The organism is Streptomyces sp. NPDC038707 (assembly GCF_040636485.1).
Classification (GTDB): domain Bacteria; phylum Actinomycetota; class Actinomycetes; order Streptomycetales; family Streptomycetaceae; genus Streptomyces.
Genome location: NZ_JBEZUP010000029.1, coordinates 1 through 19,386, shown reverse-complemented (window position 1 = coordinate 19,386; position 19,386 = coordinate 1). Strand labels below are relative to the sequence as shown.

Annotated in this window: 15 protein-coding genes and 1 pseudogene; 9 read left to right on the top strand and 7 right to left on the bottom strand. The window is 73.3% G+C overall.

Annotated elements, in window-relative coordinates:
• Window positions 1-134 precede the first annotated feature (134 nt).
• Window positions 135-1,055: pseudogene (locus tag AB0E62_RS30075) on the bottom strand (ABC transporter ATP-binding protein); the annotation flags it as partial.
• A gap of 200 nt (window positions 1,056-1,255) precedes the next feature.
• Between AB0E62_RS30075 and AB0E62_RS30070 the strand changes: the two are divergent.
• From AB0E62_RS30070 to AB0E62_RS30055, 4 genes are all read left to right on the top strand, one after another.
• A complete protein-coding gene (locus AB0E62_RS30070) occupies window positions 1,256-3,544 on the top strand; it encodes a tetratricopeptide repeat protein (RefSeq protein WP_362200686.1) in 2,289 nt (762 codons plus the stop codon).
• Window positions 3,545-3,729: 185 nt separating this feature from the next.
• Entirely contained in the window at window positions 3,730-4,746 is a 1,017-nt protein-coding gene (locus AB0E62_RS30065; RefSeq protein ID WP_362200683.1) for a helix-turn-helix domain-containing protein, read from the top strand.
• Window positions 4,747-4,918: 172 nt separating this feature from the next.
• Complete coding sequence (locus tag AB0E62_RS30060; RefSeq protein ID WP_362200680.1) at window positions 4,919-7,726, top strand: LuxR family transcriptional regulator; 2,808 nt, start codon at window positions 4,919-4,921, stop codon at window positions 7,724-7,726.
• A 148-nt stretch (window positions 7,727-7,874) separates the two neighbouring features.
• Window positions 7,875-8,864 (top strand): helix-turn-helix domain-containing protein, encoded by a 990-nt coding sequence (locus AB0E62_RS30055; RefSeq protein ID WP_362200677.1) that lies wholly within the window; start codon window positions 7,875-7,877, stop codon window positions 8,862-8,864.
• Window positions 8,865-8,871: 7 nt separating this feature from the next.
• Here AB0E62_RS30055 and AB0E62_RS30050 read toward each other — a convergent pair whose 3' ends face one another.
• A complete protein-coding gene (locus AB0E62_RS30050) occupies window positions 8,872-9,447 on the bottom strand; it encodes a CGNR zinc finger domain-containing protein (RefSeq protein WP_362200674.1) in 576 nt (191 codons plus the stop codon).
• Between the two features lie 48 nt (window positions 9,448-9,495).
• Here AB0E62_RS30050 and AB0E62_RS30045 point away from each other — a divergent pair, with 48 nt between their 5' ends.
• From AB0E62_RS30045 to AB0E62_RS30030, 4 genes are all read left to right on the top strand, one after another.
• Window positions 9,496-10,212 (top strand): AzlC family ABC transporter permease, encoded by a 717-nt coding sequence (locus AB0E62_RS30045; RefSeq protein WP_362200671.1) that lies wholly within the window; start codon window positions 9,496-9,498, stop codon window positions 10,210-10,212.
• Complete coding sequence (locus tag AB0E62_RS30040) at window positions 10,209-10,523, top strand: AzlD domain-containing protein (RefSeq protein ID WP_362200668.1); 315 nt, start codon at window positions 10,209-10,211, stop codon at window positions 10,521-10,523. Before AB0E62_RS30045 ends, AB0E62_RS30040 begins: the two co-directional genes overlap by 4 nt.
• Before the next feature lie 576 nt (window positions 10,524-11,099).
• The gene (locus AB0E62_RS30035) at window positions 11,100-12,011 is read left to right on the top strand and encodes an alpha/beta hydrolase (protein ID WP_362200665.1); all 912 of its coding nucleotides are present in this window, start codon (window positions 11,100-11,102) and stop codon (window positions 12,009-12,011) included.
• A 201-nt stretch (window positions 12,012-12,212) separates the two neighbouring features.
• The gene (locus AB0E62_RS30030) at window positions 12,213-12,443 is read left to right on the top strand and encodes a hypothetical protein (RefSeq protein WP_362200662.1); all 231 of its coding nucleotides are present in this window, start codon (window positions 12,213-12,215) and stop codon (window positions 12,441-12,443) included.
• A 42-nt stretch (window positions 12,444-12,485) separates the two neighbouring features.
• On the opposite strand, the gene AB0E62_RS30025 is transcribed toward AB0E62_RS30030, so the two are convergent.
• The 5 genes from AB0E62_RS30025 to AB0E62_RS30005 form a co-directional block, all read right to left on the bottom strand.
• Entirely contained in the window at window positions 12,486-13,523 is a 1,038-nt protein-coding gene (locus AB0E62_RS30025; protein ID WP_362200878.1) for a LacI family DNA-binding transcriptional regulator, read from the bottom strand.
• Window positions 13,524-13,548: 25 nt separating this feature from the next.
• On the bottom strand, window positions 13,549-15,213 hold the full coding sequence (locus AB0E62_RS30020; protein ID WP_362200659.1) for a glycoside hydrolase family 13 protein: 1,665 nt from the start codon (window positions 15,211-15,213) through the stop codon (window positions 13,549-13,551).
• Between the two features lie 83 nt (window positions 15,214-15,296).
• Window positions 15,297-16,211: an ABC transporter permease subunit gene (locus tag AB0E62_RS30015; protein ID WP_362200656.1), complete on the bottom strand. Its 915-nt coding sequence runs from the start codon at window positions 16,209-16,211 to the stop codon at window positions 15,297-15,299.
• Between the two features lie 13 nt (window positions 16,212-16,224).
• Window positions 16,225-17,223, bottom strand: coding sequence for a sugar ABC transporter permease (locus AB0E62_RS30010; protein WP_362200653.1), 999 nt, complete (start codon window positions 17,221-17,223; stop codon window positions 16,225-16,227).
• 134 nt (window positions 17,224-17,357) lie between these two features.
• Window positions 17,358-18,647, bottom strand: coding sequence for an extracellular solute-binding protein (locus AB0E62_RS30005; protein ID WP_362200650.1), 1,290 nt, complete (start codon window positions 18,645-18,647; stop codon window positions 17,358-17,360).
• A gap of 350 nt (window positions 18,648-18,997) precedes the next feature.
• On the opposite strand from AB0E62_RS30005, the gene AB0E62_RS30000 reads away from it, so the two are divergent.
• Window positions 18,998-19,386: hypothetical protein (locus tag AB0E62_RS30000; RefSeq protein WP_362200647.1), on the top strand; the 389-nt coding region annotated here is incomplete at its 3' end.

The window sequence follows — 19,386 nt, the reverse complement described above, 5'->3', positions numbered from 1 at the left end:
GCGTCGGTCCGCCGCCGTCGTGTGCCGGTGCGCTGTTCCGCCGCGTCGGTCCGTCGCCCTGGCTTGTCTGGCCGCGGGAAGCCGGGGGCTCCGTCCTCCCGTTGCCCGGTGTCCTGGGCAACGGCCGCCCCCGGCTCGGTCAGGGCCAGGAACGCGGCTTCCAACGGGGAGACCACCGGGGCGAGTTCGCGCAGCGCGATGCCCGCGTGGACGAGCCTGACGACCAGGGCGTCGAGGGCGGGCACCGCCGCGCGCACCACGAGCACCTGGTCGCCCTGGCGTGCCGTACTGCCGCCGGCCGGGCGGACGCCGGGCGCGTCGGCGGCCAGCCGGCGTGCCCGCACGGGATCGGACGTGACGAGCCGGTAGTCGAGTTCGCCGTGCCCGGCGGCCAGTTCGCCGAGCGGCCCGGTGAAGGCGACCCGCCCGGTCGCGAGAATGGTGACCTCGGAGCACAGGGCCTCCAGATCGTCCATGCGGTGGCTCGACAGCACCACGGCGGTGCCCTCCCGCGCGAGCCGGGTGAGGACGCCGTGGACGTGCTTCTTGCCGGCCGGGTCCAGGCCGTTGGCGGGTTCGTCCAGGACGAGCAGCCGCGGCTCGGCGAGCAGGGCCGCGGCGAGGCCGAGGCGTTGACGCATCCCCAGGGAGAAGCCGCGGGTGCGGTCGTCGGCGACGTCCGTGAGCCCGACCTGTTCCAGTGCGTCGTCGATCCGCGCCGACCGGGCGGTGTCACCGCGCAGAGCGGCGAGCGCGGCGAGATTCTGCCGGGCGGTGAGCGAGGGGTACAGCCCGGGCGTGTCCACGAACCCGGAGACGCTGCCGGGGTCTTCGAACGCCCGGCCCGTCGGTGTGCCCAGGATCTCCAGCCGGCCGCCGTCGGCCACGGCCAGGCCGAGCAGCAGGCCGAGCAGCGTCGTCTTGCCGGCACCGTTCGGTCCGGCCAGACCGTGGATCCGCCCCCGCGCCACGTCGAGATCGACGCCGTCGAGGGCGACGACTTCGCCGAAACACTTGGTGATCCCGCGAGCCCGTACCGCGAGGTGTGAGTCCATGAGCCCCTTCTTCCGCCGGCCTCATGGACCCTAGGAAGCGCACACGACACCGACAGGGAGCGCCGGTTGAACGCTCAGGGAACGAAAGCCCAAACGCGAGTCAACCGGCGCCGGTACCGGCCGCCGGCCTTCCTTGATCAATGACACCTCCCCCATCTCATACAATGTTCAAGTATCAAGACGGGGTGGAGGGGACGGGAATGTCCGCACACGAGGCGGTCTTCGGGCGGCTGCTGCGGGAGCTGCGGCTGGCGAAGTCGCTGACGATCGAGGCATTGGCCGACGCGTCCGGCGTCAGCGTGCGCGGCATCGGGGACCTGGAGCGCGGGCGCCGGGCCGCTCCGCAACGGCGGACGGTCGCCGCGCTCGCCGACGGGCTCGGCCTGGACGACACCGCACGCGAGCGGCTGCTCGCCGCCGCCCGGGCCGGCCGTACCCCCGGATACAGCCCCGTCGGCGTGCGCTCGTTCCCCCGGGGCGCCGACGACTTCGTCGGCCGCGCGGACGAGCTGGCGGAGCTGGACGGACTCGCCGGAGCGTCCGCCGGCGACGGCAGCGGGGCGGATGCCGGGGCCACGGCCGGCCGGCCCGTCGTCGTCGCCGTCCACGGCGCACCCGGCACCGGCAAGACCACCCTCGCCCTGCGCGCCGCCCACCGGCTCGCCGACCGCTTCCCGGACGGCCAGCTCATGCTGGACCTGCGGGGCACCGACGAGACCCCGCCCGCCGCCGCGGAACTGATGGTCCGGGTACTGAAGGCGTTCGGCGTGCCCGACCGCGACCTGGCCAGGTCCGGCCCGCAGACCCACCCGGCCCTCTACCGCCAGGTCCTCGCCGACCGCCACTGCCTGCTGGTGCTCGACAACGCCCGCGACGAGGCGCAGGTACGCCCGCTGCTGCCCGGCTCGGGCCGCACACTGGTCCTGGTGACCAGCCGCCGTATGCTCACCGGACTCGACGCCGTGCACCGGCTGCCGCTCGGCCGGCTGGCCGCGGCCGAGTCGGCCGCCTTCCTCACCTCCCTCGTCGGCGAGGACCGCGCCGCGGCCGAACCGGACGCCCTGGAGGAGGTCGCCCGGCTGTGCGAACACCTGCCGCTCGCCCTCAGGGTGGCCGGCAACTGGCTGGCGACCCGCACCGGCTGGAGCCTGCGCCGGCTCGCGGACCGGCTGGCCCGCGAGGAACGCCGGCTGGACACGCTGTCCGCGGGCGACGTACAGGTGGCGCGCGCCTTCGACCTGTCCTACCGTCAGCTGACCCCGTCCGCCGCCCGCATGTTCCGGCGCCTGTCCCTGGTCCCCGGCCCCGACACGGGCGCCGCCTGCGCCGCCCGCCTCACCGGCCAGGACCTCTACGACGCCGAGGACACCCTGGAGGAACTGGTCGAGGCGGGTCTGCTCGGCGCCACCGGGGACCGCTACCGGCTGCACGACCTGCTGTGTCTGTACGGCCGTACCCGCCTCGCCGCCGAGGACGACACCGGGGACGTCGAGCGGGCCCGCCGCTCGATGCACCACTGGCTGCTGGAGACGGCCGTCGTCGCCGGCCGGTGGTACGAACCCGACCACGGCGCGCCGCCGCCCACCTGGCAGGGCACCGTGGACCTCTCCAGCGCCGACAGGGCACGCGAGTGGCTCCAGGCCGAGGCGCCCAACTGGCTGGCGGCCCTGCACGCCGCCGCGGCGGACGGCGACCACGCCACCGTCGTCGAGGTGGCCGAGTCCCTGCACTGGTTCTCCGACCAGTGGATCTTCTGGGGGCACTGGCCGGAGGTCTTCGGCACCGCCGTCCGCTCCGCCGAGGCGCTCGGCGACCCGCTGCTCGAAGCCACCCAGCTCAACTACTACGCCTGGGCCGTGCTCCTGTGCGAGGGCCGACCCCGGGACAGCCTGGAGTACTCGGCCCGCGCGCTCGCCTCGGCCCGCCGGGCCGGCGACCGGATCCAGCAGGCGTGGGCGCACCAGTACACGGCCTGGGCCCACCACCTGCTCGGCGAGAGCGGCCCGGCCCTCGACCACAACGCCCGCTCCATCGCCCTGTTCGACGCCGCCGGGGACCTGCCCGGCATGCTCCAGGCGCTGCTCGGACGCGCCCTGGCCCAAGAGGCCGACCGGCGCGGTGAGGCGGCGGCCGACGCGTACCGGCAGGCCCTGGACCGGCTCGACGCGGCCGGTGACCGCCTGGAACCGCACATCGCCGCCGTCACCCGCGTCAACGCCCTCGCCGGTCTCGGCCGTGCCAGCGCCCGCATGGGCCGCTGGGACGAGGCCGTGCGGCACCTGCGCGACTCCGTCGAACTGTGCCGCACGGACGGCAACATCGCCCTGGAGAGCCGCTACCTCCGCACGCTCGGTGACGTCCTCCTCGACGCCGGCCGCGAGGCCGAGGCCCGCGACGTGTTCACGCGCTGCGTCGCCCTCGGTCCCGGCGCCGACCCGAAGCGGGTCGCCGAGGCCCGCTCCCGGCTCGCCCGCCTGGACATGCCCTGACCGGTTCCGCCGCCCGGCGAAGGCGGCCTGGCCACCCTATGTGCCCGCCGGCGGACCGACTTGCCTCCGCGCGCACGGTGCTGTTCCCCGCGCGCACAACGCGGCACCCCCTGTTTCTGCCTGGAGAGTGCCTGGTGCGCGGTGCGGCCCGCTGGTTGATTGGCGGTGAGAGAGAGGAGAGCCAGGTGGACCTCGTGCTGTCGACGGACACGGTGCCCGTCGGGGACAGACTCGACCGGTGGCGGGCCGCCCTCGCCACCGCCCCGGCCCCGATGATGACCGTGACCCCCCGCGGCAGCGGCCCCTTCACCGGCCGGATCACCGGCGGCCGCCTCGGGCATCTGCCCGTCTGCTCCCTCGAGGCCGACGCCCAGCGCGCCGGCCGGAGCGGGCCGGGCGAGCCCGGCGTGGCGGTGCTCGTCCTGACGGCCGGCACGGCGACGCTGGTCCAGGACGGCCGCAGCGCCGTCGCCGGCCCCGGTGACCTCCTGGTCTACGACACCGCGCGGCCGTACACCCTGGACTTCCCCGAGCGGTTCGCCTGCCACGTCGTCCGGCTGCCCCGGCGCGGTCTGGACGTGTCCGACGGGGAACTGCGCGCCGTCACGGTGACCGCCGTCAGCGGGACGGACGGCATCGGCGCCGTGCTCGGCCCCTTCCTCACCCGGCTGCTCGACCCGGCGGACTCCTACGGCCCCGCCGTGGCCGCACGGCTCGCGGCCGGCGTGGAGGACCTCTTCGGCACGCTGGTGGCCGAGCGCGGCCCGTCCGGTGGCGCGGACGGCGGACGCGGCGAGCTGGTCGTGCGCATCCGCGACCACATCGACCGTCATCTGGAGGACCCGGGGCTGACACCGGAGACGGTGGCGACGGCCCACCACATCTCCGTGCGCTATCTGCACCGGCTGTTCGAGGAGGAGGGCATCACGGTCTCCCGGCTCGTCCAGCGGCGCCGGCTGGAGGAGTGCGCGCGGGAACTGGCCCGCGGCCGCTCCGCACCCGCCGTGGCGGCGGTGGCGCAGCGCTGGGGCTTCGTCAACCCGGCCCACTTCAGCCGGGCGTTCCGCCGGGTGTACGGGCACTCGCCGCGCGAATGGCGGCAGTTGAGCACGGCGGGCCGGACACCGGCAGGCTCCCCGGCCCGGGCTGCCACCACCGCGCCGGCGGCCGGCACCGGCCAGGACACGTCCCGTGCGGCCTGACGGCGTCCCTCCCGGGACGGCCCCGACCGGGTCGGCCACGGCGTCCCCGGGGACCGGCGCCCCGCGGACCAGGGTGTCCGGCAGAGCCGGGGCCCGTTCAGGGGGTGTCGTGCCGGCGGTCGCGTGGAGCGGGCCGCGTGCAGGGGGTGTCGTGCCGGCGCCCGGGGCCGCCGTGCCCGTTCCGCGTGCCGTCGCGGGTCAGTCCGCGTCGGTCGCGGTGGCCGGGCGGGCTGACGGTCCTCCGGTTCCGGACCGTCCGGACCAGAACCGTCCCCCGCTCGCCGGCCGGGGCCCCGAACAGGCCCTGCTGCGGCGCGTGCTGGACGACGCCCGGGCAGGCAGCGGCGGCACGGGCACCCTGGTGCAGGGCGCGCCCGGCATCGGCAAGACGGCCCTGCTGGACTGGGCCCACGCCGAGGCGCGTGCCCTGGGCTTCACCGTGCTGCGCGCGGTGGGCTCCGAGGCCGAGGCCGGTGTGGCGTTCGGCGCGCTGCACCAGTTGCTGTGGCCGCTGTCGGATCGTATGCGCGCGCTGCCCGAGCCGCAGCGGCGGGCCCTGGCCTTCGCCCTCGGGGAGGCCGCGGAACCGGTCCGGGGCGGATTCCTGGTCGGGGCCGCCGTGCTGGCGCTCCTCGCGGGCGAAGCACGGATGCGCCCGGTGCTGGTCCTCGTGGACGACCTGCAATGGGTGGACTCCTCCAGCGCGGCCGTGTTCGCGTTCCTGCAGCGCAGGACCGCCGAGGTGCCGCTGGCCTTCGTCAGCGCGGGCCGCCCGGAGGGGCCCGCGGCCGAGGGCCGGCCCGGCAGCGTGGTCGACCTGGCCGCCCTGGACGGTGAGGACGCCCGCACCCTGCTGCGGCGCCGGCACCCGCACCTGGCGGTCACCACGGCCGACCGCATCCTCCAGGAAGCGGCCGGCAACCCGCTGGCGCTGGTCGAACTGCCGGGACACCTCCACCCCGACCAGGCCCGCGGCGTCATGCCGCTGCCGGGCAGGTTCCCGCTCGGACCCCGGCTGGAGCGCTTGTTCGCCCCCCGGCTGGACCGCCTGTCCGGCGAGGCCGCCCGGGTACTGCTCCACGCGGCCCTGGGCGGCACGGCGGCGACCTGGGTGACCCCGGCCCTGCTGGACGGTCTCGATCCCCGGCGCGCCGACGAGGTGCTCGACGAGATCGAGGCCAGCGGCCTGGCCCGCCTGGAGCCCGACGGCCGGCTCGCCTTCCGGCATCCTCTGGTGCGCGGGGCCGTCGTCGCCCGGGCCTCCGGGCCCGACCGGAGGGCCGCCCACCGCCGGCTCGCCGCCGCCCTGCCGCACGACGACCCCCGGGCGCTCGGCCACGAGGCCGACGCCACCGTCCTGCCCGACGACGCGCTCGCCGGACGGCTCCAGGAGGCCGGCCGCCGGCTCGCGCTGCGCGGCGGCGACGCCGAGGGCGCCCTGCTGCTGCACCGCGCGGCCGCCCTGAGCACCGACGCCGGAGCCCGTGCCCGCCGGCTGACCTGGGCCGCCGCCATGGCCGCACGCGGCGGACGGCTGCCGTACGCGGCGAAACTCCTCGAGGAACTGCGCCGCGCGCCGGTCCCCGCCGACAGCGCGCCGCTGTACGCCTACGCCGTCGTCTACGTCGACCAGAGCCACCACGTCGACTTCGAGTCGTCCTTCACCCTGCTCCCGCAGGCCCTGGACGCCCTGTCCCGCACCGGTGCGGGCGCCGGCCCGTTCGCCGACCTCGCCGAACAGGTCTACTTCAAGCTGCTGCTGGCGACGGTGTACACGTCCGACGCACGCGGCTGGGCCGCCCTGCGCGCCCACCGGCACCAGGTCTCCCCGCTGGCCGACCTGTGCCGCCGGGCCTGGTCCGATCCCGCCCGCACCGCGCACGGCGCGGGCGGCGAACTGCGCGCGACGGCGGCCACGATGAGCCAGGAACAGCAGGCCGGGGCGGCATGGCTGCTGCTGTGGACCGCCGCCGCGGTCGACATGGCCGACGCCTCGCTGTGGCGCCGCTTCCTGGGACAGCACGCCTACGCCACCCAGGGCAGCATCGCCAAGGCCGGCGGCTACCAGAACTATCTCCGCGGCCACTGGGACCAGGCGGAGGTGTGCCTGCGCGAGGCCGAGGCCGCCGACGCCCTGGGCTACCACTGCAACGCCCTGCTTTTCCGGCACCACTACGCCCACTTCCTCGCCGGACGCGGCGACGAGGACGGTCTGCTCGCGGTGGACCGGGCGATCCGGCCGCTCGCCGAACGGGTGCGGATGAAGTTCGTGACGGACCACCTCACCCATCTGCGAGCCCTGGCCGCCCTCGGCCACGGCCGGGACGAGGAGGCGTACACCGCCCTGGCCGGTCTGACCCCGCCCGGCGTCCTGCCGCCCGGGCTGCCCTGGTTCCACCTGCCGTTCTTCGACTTCGTGGACGCGGCGCTGCGCACCGGGCGGACCGCGCAGGCACGGGCGCACGTGGCGGCGGGCGAGGCGGCCCGGATGGACGACATCTCCCCGCACCACGCCTTCCTGCTGGCCGCCGCGCGGGCGCTGGCCGCCGCCGACGAGGAGGCCGACGCGCTCTACCGGGCGGCCTACGACGTGCCCGGCGCCGACCAGTGGGTGTTCGAACTGGCCCGGCTGCGACTGGCCCACGGCACCTGGCTGCGCGACCACCGCCGCCCGCAAGCCCCCGGAATCCTCCGGCAGGCCCGGGAGACGTTCCGCGCGCTGGGCGCCACGCCCTGGGCCGAGCGGGCCGAGGGCGCGCTGCGGTCCGCCGCCGTCCGGCCGGGCGGCGGCCTCGCGCTCACGGCGCAGGAACTGCGCATCGCGCAGCTCGCGGCGGACGGGCTCACCAACAAGGAGATCGGCGCCAGGCTGAGCCTGTCCCCGCGCACCGTGGGCGGACACCTGGCGAAGATCTTTCCCAAGCTGGGCATCGCGTCCCGCGCCGCCCTGGCGCGCGCTCTGGAGCGCGGCGCGGCATAGGCGCCCCGGAAGAGGTCCCACACCCGCAAAACAGGTCACACGCACCCGCGGCACAGGTCAGATGGCCTACCCCCCTCCCCGTCGTTCCCGACCAGGCTGATGGTCACGCATCCGCCCCGCCGGGGCCGGAGCACAGGAAGGGGCGACCGTGCAGGACGAGGCAGGAACGGCACCGGTGCCGGGGGCGGTCCGGGCCAGGGAGTGGGAGCGTGCGGTCCGGCGGCGGCTGGCGCCGGTGAAGGTGACCCTGCCCGAGGGAACCTCCGGTTTCCGGGGCACGCTCGGCTCGGGCGACGCGGGCCGGCTGCGGCTGCTGTCGCTGCGGGCGGCCCCGCTGCGGCTGAGCCGCGCCGACCGGACCGTACCGGCCGCCGGGGACGGCCGCCTGGCCCTGCTCGTGCAGCAGGAAGGCACCGGCGCCATCCGGCAGGACGGCCGCGAGGACGTCGTGCGCCCCGGTCAGCTGGCCCTGCTCGACCTGAGCCGCCCCTTCGCGCTGGACCAGCACACACCGTTCCACCTGTACGCCCTGCGGATGCCCGAACGCTCGCTCGGGCCGTCCGCGCCGCGCGTCCCGCACCTCACCGGCCGCGCCATCCCCGCGGCCGGGGGCGTGGCGGCGCTGCTGCGTCCGCTCGCCGCCCGACTCGCCTCCGGTGCCGCGGCCTTCGACGACCACGTCAGGGAGCGTCTCGCCGGCCATGTCGCGGACCTGGTCGCCACGCTCGTCGACGAGCAGGCGGCCGGCCCCGGCGACGGGGTGCCGGACACGCCGCGCGCCGTGCTGCTGGCCTCGGTCCGCGCCCACATCGACGCGCACCTGCGTGACCCCGCCCTGTCGCCGGCAGGGGTCGCCGAGGCCCACGGCATCTCGCTGCGCTATCTGCACGTGCTGTTCGAGGGCGAGGACACCACGGTGCACCGGCTCATCCAGCGGCGGCGGATCGAGGAGTGCGCGCGGGAACTGCTGCGCCGGTCCCGGGCCGGCCGTACGATCTCGGCGGTGGCCCGCGGCTGGGGTTTCAGGAACGCCGCGCACTTCAGCCGCACCTTCAAGGACGTCTACGGCTGCTCACCCAGCGCCTGGCGGGACACCGCCGCCTCCCCCGCGGCACCGCCCGGTGAGGCACGGCCGTGAGACCGGGCTACGGCGCGCCGTGGCGGTCGGCCGTGGTCTCCCGGCGGCGGGCCCGGTGCGCGGCGGCGCTCGCGCGGTTGCCGCAGATCTGCGGGCTGCAGTAGCGACGTGACTGGTTGCGGGAGACGTCCACGAACACCTCGGCGCAGCGGTTGCCGTCGCAGATGTGCAGGCGGCTCATCCCCGTGGTGGTGATGACGCCGAGGAGGCCCATGGCGGCGTTCACGGCGTACTGGTCGACGGGCGGGGCCTGCGGGTCGGTGACGTGGAGGTGCCATGCGCCGTCGTGGTTGGTGTAGCGCGGGACCGCGTGGTGCTCGGCGAGCAGCCGGTTGAGGAGGGCGACGGCGGTTTCCTCGTCCGGGGCGTCGAAGACCTCACGCAGGGCCGCCCGCACGGTGCGGGCCTCTTGCAGGTCCTTGCCGGTGGGAGGGCGCTTGATCCGGATGCCGTGCGCGATGAGCAGTTCGGCCAGCGCGGCCGTGTCCGGCATCCTCTCCTCGTCGCGCACGACGTTGTAGGTGTTCACCAAGTCCTCGGCCCATGTCACCGAATGCTCGGAGTAACTAGTAAAGCGCATCATGGCTCCGTATCATCTGCCGTAATGGACCGTCTCCGGACTGGAAGGTCGATGGACTCCCAAGAAGCATTACCGGCTCCCTCCGGTACATCCGAAGGGCATTATCCCCTGCCCGGGTTCAAGGAAGAGTGGCTGCGCGGGCTGCGCATGGCGATCCCGTTGGCGATCGCCGTCCTCGGCTTCGCGGTGTCCTTCGGTGTGGTGGCACGGGCCGCCGGGATGGGGATCATGGCGCCCATCGCCATGTCCTTGACGACCTTCGCGGGATCGGCCCAGTTCGCGGCCGCTTCCGTGGTGGGCACCGGCGGAGGCATCGCCGCGGCCATCGTGGCCGCCGTACTCCTCAACTCCCGTTATCTGCCGATCGGGATCAGCGTCGCCCCGGTGATGAAGGGCAGCGCCGTCGCACGGTTCCTGTCCGCGCAGTTGGTGGTGGACGAGTCCTGGGCCGTGGGGCACCTGGGCGGGGGCCGCTACTCGCGCGCCCGGCTGCTGGGCGCGGGCGTGGTCGTCTACTGCGCGTGGGTGGGTGGCACGGCCGTCGGCGCGCTGGGCGCGGAGTACGTCGGGGACCCGCTGCGTTTCGGGCTGGACGTGGTGTCGCCCGTGCTCTTCCTGGCCTTGCTCAAGGGGCAGATCGGCGATCGGCGCGCACTGGTGTGCGCACTCCTCGGGGTCGCGGTCGCCCTGTCACTGACGCCGGTCGCCGCCCCGGGCGTGCCGCTGATCGCGGCCACCGTCGCCTGTCTGCTGGGATTGAGGAAATGATGAGCGGAGTATGGCTGGCGGTCCTTCTCGTGGGCGCGGTGTCGATGGCGCTGAAGGCCACCGGGCCGGTCCTGCTGGGCGGCCGGGAACTGCCGCCGAGGATGCGGCGGGTGGTGGCCCTGATGGCGCCGACGCTGCTCGCGGCGCTGATCTCCACACAGATCTTCGCCGACGGCCAGCGGCTGGCGGTCGACGCCCGCGCGGTGGGCCTGGCCGTGGGCGCGTTCGGGGTCTGGCGGAAGTGGCCCACGCTGCTCGTGGTCGCCCTGGGCGCCGCCGCGGCGGCCGTGACCCGGCTGATCGCGGGGTGAGAGGGCGCACGGGCGGGGGCGGCCGACGGCGGCGCCGCGGGACCCGGGCATCCGGCCGCCGCACCGGCCGGCACTGCTATTGGAGAGCCCCCTGCGGCCGGCCGCGTCGGATCCGGGACCGGCCGGCCGCGCAAGGCGTAGGCCTCGTCAGGCGACGGGCGCGGCGGGAACGGACGCGCGGACCGGCCTGACCGTTGTGGTGGCCGGCCGGCAGGAGCAGTGCCGCGACGGGGGTACCGGCGGTCATCGTCCGGTTCACGGCACAGGGCCGCCAGGGATCGTCGCGCGGCGGCCTGAGGAGAGCGCCGGCAGCCGCGAGTCGTCCGGGTGTGTGTCGCGGCCGGCCCGGAAGGGACATCCGCGGCCCGTGAACGAGGTCGAGTCCCTGCGCAGACTTCTCCAGCGTGTCCTGGCCCGTGCCGCCGACGACGAGACCTGGCGGCCCGCCCGCTGAGGCTCGGCGGCCGGGCCGACCGCGCCCGGCACCCTGTCCGGGACCGGACCGACCGCGTCCGGCCGTGTGTCCGGGGCGCTCCGGGGCAGGGGAGCCATGGTGGTTCCGGCTCGGGAGGTGGCATGTTCGACGGGTTCGAGTTGACACGTCGTGAGGGGGACGGCGTCCGGTTGCGGGTGCGGCACGGCGGCGAGGGTCCCCCGGTCCTGCTGCTGCACGGGCATCCGCGCACCCATGCCACCTGGCACCGCGTGGCCCCGTTGCTGGTCGCGGCGGGGTACACGGTGGTCTGCCCCGACCTGCGCGGCTACGGCGAGTCCGACAAGCCGCCGACCGACGCGCGGCACAGCCCGTACTCCAAGCGCGCCATGGCCGGTGACTGCCTGGCCGTCATGCGCGGTCTCGGGCACGACCGGTTCGCCGTCGTCGGGCACGACCGGGGAGCGTACGTGGCCACGCGCCTCGCCCTGGACCACCCGGAAGCCGTGTCCGCCGTCAGCGTGCTGGACGCCGTGCCCATCGGGGAGGCGCTACGGCGCTGTGACGCGGGCTTCGCCGCCGACTGGTGGCACTGGTTCTTCCTCGGGCAGACCGACAAGCCCGCCGAACGCGTCATCAACGCCGACCCTGACGCCTGGTACAAGGCCACCGCCGAGCAGATGGGCGCCGAGGCGTACGAGGACTACCGCCGCGCCATCCACGACCCGGCCACCGTGCACGCCATGTGCGAGGACTACCGTGCGGGCCTCGGCATCGACCGGCAGCACGACGACGCCGACCGGCGGGCGGGCCGGCGCATCGGCCGTCCGCTGCAAGTGCTGTGGGCCGTCCACGACGACATGACCGACCTCTACGGCGATGTGCTGGGCGTATGGCGTGACTGGTCGTCGGCCCGCCTGGAGGGTGCGCCGATCGACTCCGGGCACCACATGGCCGAAGAGGCACCCGAGGCACTCGTCAGCGCCCTGCTCGGCTTCTGGGGGAGCAAGGGGGACCACAGCCCTGGCGCGGGTCGCCCGGCGCACTCCCCCTGACCAAGGTGTGCCGACTCCGCTCTCCGACTGGCCGGAATGGCGCGATATGTGCTTGCATGGCGCCGCTGAACGATCTTTTCAGGACCTTCCGGAGAGCACCAGTTGATTGCGATCGCGGCAGTCCTCGCGGACATCGTGCTGATCCTCACGCACCGCGGGCGTGCCTCATCACAGCCCCGAAACCCCACGCCGTGGCGCCACATGGCCGTCGGGCTGGCGGGCTGTGCGGCGGGGTGGCTGGTCGTCGGCCGGCCGGGTCCCGTCTGGGACGACCTGTCCCTGACCCTCATCTGCGGAGTGGTCATCGGCTCCGAGGCCGCGCACGCGGCCCGGAGTCTTTCCGGACGGGCCTGGGCGGGCTGGACGACGGCCTGCCTGAGCGGAGCGGCGGCGGCCACCTGGCTGCTGTCCACTCCCCTGCCGTTCACCTGACACATGCCCTGACGGCTCCCCCTGCCGTGAGTCCCGTCCGGGTCAGGCGGCGGGGTGGCGGGCCCTCGGCCGTGCGGCCGTGGACCCGCGCACCACCAGCTCCGGCATGAACACGAACTCACTGTGCGGCGCGGGTGTGCCGCCCACCTCTTCCAGCAGCGTGCGCACCGCCGCGCGGCCCATCGCGGGCACGGGTTTGCGGATCGTGGTCAGGGGCGGGTCGGTGAAGGCGATCAGGGGCGAGTCGTCGAACCCGACGACGGAGAAGTCACGGGGGACCTCCATGCCGCGCTGCCGGGCGGCCCGTACCGCACCGAGCGCCATCATGTCGCTGGCACAGACCACCGCCGTGCAGCCCCGGTCGATGAGGGCCACGGTGGCGGCCTGGCCACCCTCCAGGCTGTACAGGGAGTGCTGGATCAGCGTGGACTCGATCAGGTCCGGCGACAGGCCCAGCCGGTCCTGCACCGCGCGGACGAAGCCCTCGATCTTGCGCTGCACGGGCACGAAGCGCCGGGGGCCCACGGCCAGGCCGATCCGGGTGTGGCCCAGGGAGGCCAGGTGTGCCACCGCCAGGGACATCGCGGCCCGGTCGTCGGGGGAGATGAACGGGGCCTGCACCTTCGCCGAGAAGCCGTCCACGAGCACGAACGGCACGCCCCGGGCGCGCAGATCGGCGTAGCGCTTGGTGTCGGCGGTGGTGTCCGCGTGCAACCCGGAGACGTAGATGATGCCCGCCACCGCGCGGTCCACCAGCATCTCGGTCAGTTCGTCCTCGGTGGAACCCCCGGGTGTCTGCGTGGCGAGCACGGGGGTGTAGCCCTGCCGGGTGAGAGCCTGCCCGATGACCTGGGCGAGTGCCGGGAAGATGGGGTTGTCCAGCTCGGGGGTGATGAGGCCGACCAGGCCCTCGCTGCGCTGGCGCAGCCGCACCGGGCGTTCGTAGCCCAGCACGTCGAGCGCGGCGAGCACGGACTGCCGCGTGCCGGCGGCGACGCTCGGTTTGCCGTTGAGGACCCGGCTGACGGTCGCCTCGCTCACGCCTGCCTGTGCGGCGATGTCGGCCAGCCGGATCGTCACGGGGACGGTCTGCACCGGCCGCATGTCAGGCCGCCCACCAGACGGCGCACTCCCCGGGCAGCACGGTCGTATCGGCGCCCGGCAGCACGTCCGCGCAGGCCAGCAGCAAGGTCCCGGGCGTCGGCAGGGTGACGGGAGCGGCGGCGAAGTTGACGGTGCAGACGAAGGAGCCGTGCTCGCTGTCGCGGCGGAAGGCCAGCACCCCTTCCGGAGCGTCCAGCCAGGTGATCTGGCGGCCCGCGCCCAGCGCCGGGTGTTCGCGGCGGACCGCGAGTGCGCGGCGGTAGAACGCGAGCGTGGAGGCCGGGTCGCCCTCCTGCGCCTCGACGGTCAGGTGCTTCCAGTCCCCCGGCTGGGGCAGCCAGGCCGGTCCGCCCTCGACGGGGCCGAAGCCGAACGGCGGCACCTGGCCGGACCACGGGATCGGCACCCGGCAGCCGTCGCGGGTGCCGTCCTGGCCCGTGGTGCGGAAGAACGCGGGGTCCTGGCGCACCTCGTCGGGCAGGTCGACGACCTCGGGCAGGCCGAGTTCCTCGCCCTGGTAGAGGTAGGCCGAGCCGGGCAGCCCCAGCATCAGCAGGGTCGCCGCGCGGGCCCGGCGCAGGCCGCGCGCCGGGTCCCCCTCCGCCAGACGCGTGGCGTGCCGCACCACGTCGTGGTTGGACAGCACCCAGGTGGCCGGCGCGTGCACGGCGTTCACGGCGCGCAGCGAGCGGTCGATGACCTCGCGCAGCCCGGCCGCGTCCCAGCCGGTGCCCAGGTAGTCGAAGTTGAAGGCCTGGTGGAGCTCGTCCGGGCGCAGGTACAGGGCGCTGCGCTCGACGGTCGGGGTCCAGGCCTCGGCGACGGCGACGCGTTCGCCGTGGTACTCGTCGAGGATGCGCCGCCAGCCGCGGTAGATGTCGTGCACGCCGTCCTGGTCGAAGTATGGCACCGGCCGCGTACCGAGCAGCTTGACCTGCTCGTCGTGGCCGACGTCCGGCAGGCCGGCCGCCTTGACCAGGCCGTGTGCCACGTCGACGCGGAAGCCGTCGACGCCCAGGTCCAGCCAGAACCGCAGGATGGAGCGGAACTCGTCGTGGACGGCGGGGTGGTCCCAGTTGAAGTCGGGCTGTTCGGGCGCGAAGAGGTGCAGGTACCACTCGCCGGGGGTGCCGTCGGGCTCGGTGACCCGGGTCCAGGCGGGGCCGCCGAAGATGGACTCCCAGTCGTTGGGCGGCAGTTCGCCCCCGTCCCCCTTGCCCGGCCGGAAGTGGAAGCGGTCCCTCAGGGGTGAGCCGGGGCCCTCGCGCAGCGCCTGCTTGAACCACTCGTGCTGGTCGGAGCAGTGGTTGGGCACCAGGTCGACGATGATCCGCAGCCCCAGCGCGTGGGCGTCGCGCACCAGGTCGTCGGCGTCGGTGAGGGTGCCGAACATGGGGTCCACGGCGCGGTAGTCGGCGACGTCGTAACCCCCGTCGGCCTGCGGGGAGGCGTAGAACGGCGACAGCCAGACGGCGTCGACGCCGAGCTTCTTCAGGTACGGCAGGCGGGCGCGGATGCCGGGCAGGTCGCCGATCCCGTCGCCGTCGCTGTCGGCGAAACTGCGGGGGTACACCTGGTAGATCACCGCGTCGCGCCACCACTCCCGGTGCGGGGCGGCCGAGGCGGGGGCTTGCTGGGCGACTGTTCCGGTGACGTGCTGGGTCATGGATTCCCTCAGGGAGTGGAAGGGTGACGGAGAGGGCGCGTCCTCGGTGGGCGGGCGCCGGGATCCGGACGGGGCGGTGCCGGTCACGACTTGGTGCCGCCGGCCGTGAGTCCGGAGACCAGGCTGCGCTGCACGAGCATGAACACGAGGGCGGCGGGGATGGTGATGATGATCGCGGTGGCCGACGTCCACGCCCAGTCGGGCCGCTGGTCCTGGGCGAAGGTGCGGATGCCCACGGCGAGCGTGTAGTGGTCGGACTGCATGAACTGGGTGGCGTAGGCGACCTCGCCCCAGGCGGTGAGGAAGCTGTAGAAGGCCGTCACGGCGAGACCGGGCCGGGCCAGCGGCACGATCAGCCGCCAGAAGGTGCCGAACGGGGTCAGGCCGTCCACTCGTCCCGCCTCGTCTATCTCCTTCGGGATGGTGTCGAAGTAGCCCTTCATCATCCAGGCGCAGAACGGCACGGCGGTGGTCGCGTAGGCCAGGATCAGCCCGAGGTAGTTGTCGAGCAGGTGCAGTTCGGCCATGAGCAGGTACAGCGGCACGATGAGCACGATGCTGGGGAACATCTGGGTGACCAGGAAGACCCACATCAGCTGCCGGCTGCCCGGGAACCGCATCCGGGAGACGGCGTAGCCGGCGGTCGCGGCGAGGAAGACGCCCAGCGCCGTGGTGCCGGCCGCCACGATGACGGTGTTCAGGAACCACTGCGGCAGGTCCGAATGGGCCAGTACGTCACCGTAGTTGTGGAAGCCGAGATGCGACAGCACCTCGCCCGGCTGCTGCCAGGCGTTCTTCGGGCCCAGGGAGATGAAGAGCACCCACACCACCGGGAAGGCGGCGATCAGGGTGGCCAGGATCAGCGTGCCGTGCAGGGCCACGGAGGCGCCGAGCCCTCGTTCCTCCCGGCCGCGCACCCGGCGGGGCGTGCGGACGGCGGCGGGGAGCGGGGCGGTGCCCTCGGGCGTGGTGGTGGTCTCGTGCGTTGCTGCGGTCATGACGATGGCTCCTTCACGCCTGCTCGGACTTCAGGGTGCTGCGGCGGTAGAAGGTCGAGAAGGCGAGCAGGAGAGCGAGGATGATGATCCCGTAGGTCGCCGCTCCCGCGTAGTCCGAGATCCCGTTGAACGCCTTGTGGAAGGCGAAGGTGACGAGGATGTCCGTGTCGCCGGTGGTGTTGTTGCCCAGCAGCAGATAGATGACGTTGAACATGTTGAACGTCCAGATGCAGCCCAGCAGGATCACGGTGTTCGACACCGGGCGCAGTCCGGGCACGGTGACGTTGACGAAGCGCTGCCAGGGCGAGGCGCCGTCCATCTCGGCCGCCTCGTACAGCTCCTTGGGGATCGACTGGAGCCCGCCCAGCACGGCGACCATGTTGAAGGGGATGCCGATCCAGACGTTGACCATGATGACGGCGATCTTCTGGGACAGCGGGGAGCCGAGCCAGTTCTGCGCGGGCAGACCGAACGCCTGGATGATCTCGTTGAACACCCCGTACTGGGAGTTGAGCATCAGCCGCCAGGCGAAGACGCCGATGAACGACGGGACGGCCCACGGCAGGATCAGCATCGCGCGGTAGAAGCCCCGCAGGCGCATCTTGCGGTTGAGCAGCACCGCGAGCCCCGTGCCGAGACCGACTTGCAGGACGACGCAGGACACCGTCCACACGACCGTCCACGCCAGCCGCGGGTAGAAGTCGCCGTCCGCGCCCGACAGGACGTGCCAGTAGTTGTCGAGACCCACGAAGTCGTAGGTGGCCGGGCGGTGGAAGGCGCCGATGGTGGTGGCGACGTTGGACTCGTTCGCATTGGTCAGCGACTGGTAGAAGCCGTATCCGAGCGGATACAGCACCAGCAGGGCGATGACGATGGCCACCGGGGCCACCATGGCCCAGGCGTACCAGTACTTCTCCCAGGCGCGGCGGAGCGACGTACCCCGTGCGCGGGGTGGTTCGCGGTGGGCGCGGGCCGTCTCGTCGGTCGTTCCGGTGCTCGTTGCGGTCGTCATACTCATCGGCTCTTTCGCGGGCGAAGTCGGGTGGTACCGCAGCCCCGGGGGAGCCCCGGACGGGGCGGCAGCGGGGAAGTGGTGTCCCCCGGGGCTGCGTGTTCTTCGGTTGCCGTCGGGCGGTACGCCGCGGTTCAGCCGATGGAATAGCCGTCCAGGAGCTTCTGGAACTCCTTGGCGGTGGTGTCGAGGCCGCCCTGGACCGACTCGTCGCCCTGGAGGATCTTCACGTAGTTCTGCGCCAGGGGCGTGAAGAGCGAACCGGCCTGCGGGAGCGCCACGCGTGCCCGTGCCGTCTTCTCCAGGAGCGGCTGGAAGCCGGCGATCTTGGGGTTGCCGGTGACCTCACTGGTGTAGGCGGACTTGCGGGTCGGCAGGGTGCCGGTCCCCTTGGCGATCTCGACCTGACTGGACGTCGACGTCATGAACTGCGTGAACAGGTAGCTGGCGTCCAGATTGCTCGAACCCTGGTACACGGTGAGGTTGTGTCCGCCGGTCGGGGCCTGGGCCTTGCCGCCGGCACCCGCCGGGACGGGCGCGAAGCCGAGGTTCTTCTCGTCGCCCTTGAACGCCGGGCCGCTCAGGTCGTCGCCGACCGACCAGGGGCCCTGGATCAGCATGGCGACCTTGCCGTTCTTGAAGGCGGCCTGCATGTTCTGGTAGGCGTTCGCGAAGTCGACCTTCATCGACGCCTCGTCGTTGATCTTCTTCGCGGTGGTCAGCGCCTTGACGGCGGCCGCGTCGTTGATCGTGATCTTCTTCGCCGCGGGGTCGGCCAGGTCGGCGCCGTTGCTGTAGAGCAGCGGGAGCAGGAAGTAGGAGTCGGGGTTCAGGTACGTGCCGTAGGCCCCCGTCTTCTCCTTGACGGTCTTCGCGTCGGCGATGAACTCGTCCCAGGTGGCCGGGGGTTCCGCGATGCCGGCCTGCTTCAGGAGCTTCTTGTTGTACAGCAGGCCCAGGGTGTCGGTGACCGACGGGACGCCGTAGGTCTTGCCCTTGTACTTGGCCGTGTTCAGCGGGACGGAGCTGAAGTCACCGGTGTCCTTCAGTGCCGGGGTGCCGTCGAGCGGGGCGATGTAGCCCAGCTCGGCGTACTCGGCCATCAGGCCCACGTCGGTGCGGACGACGTCGGGGGCGCCCTTGCCGCTCTTGGCGGCCGACTTGAACTTCTGCTCGACGTCGGTGAAGGGAACGTTCTGGTAGTCGACCTTGATCTTCGGGTACTTGTTCTCGAACTGCTTGATGAGCGCCTTGTACGTCGGCGCCTCGGTCGCGGCGTCCGAGGTGTCCCAGTACGTGATCGTCCCGGAGATGTCCTTCGGGTCCTTCGGCTTGCTCGATGAGTCCCCGCCCGAGCCACCGCAGGCGGAAGCGGTGAGGGCGACCACGATGACCGCGGCGGCGATCGACATGCCACGTCGCATAGCAACTCCTTGATCTGGGTGCCCGGAACATCCCTAGAGCAGGGCCGGGGTGCCGTGTGTCTCAACCAACGGCCGCCGGGCGCGAGTTGAACATACAAGGTTGCAATCTCTTGCGAAAGACGTTGCAGACAGATTCCTTCACTGTTCCCCGGATGTGACCACCTCGTTGCACGCGCCGGGCGAGGGCCTCGGCGAGGCCGGACTGAGAATCCTTGCTGATTCTTTCAAGTCCCTTGCTGTAACAGCTCGCTCGTGGTTACGGTCGCGCCCGACGTACGGCCACGAGGCTGCTCCCGCAGAGCCGGGTGGCCGCAGTCCGCTCAAGCCATCGGCCCGAGGAGTCCACACCCGTGACACACAACCGGCTGGCGGCAGTCGCTTCCGCGCTGCTCGCGGTCACCCTGCTCCAGCCCCTCGCCGCGGCCCCCGGGGCCGCCGCCCACACTGACGGCGGAAGACCGACCACCGCCCGGGACGCGACCGCCTCCGAGGCGGTGTGGATCGACCGGGACACCGTGGCCTGGAACGGCGTCGCGGGCGCCGCCTCCACCCAGCTGCTGTACTCCCGCGACGGCTCCCTCAGCACCGGTGGCTCCTCGCCAACCGGCGACGGCACCCACCGGATCAGGCTGGTCAGGACGACGCTGACCGAGGCGCAGAAGGCGCGGTTCCCGCATCTGAAGGGTTATGCGGCCTGGTCGGTGGACCGGCGTGACCGGGGCCGGGTGCGTGAGGCGCT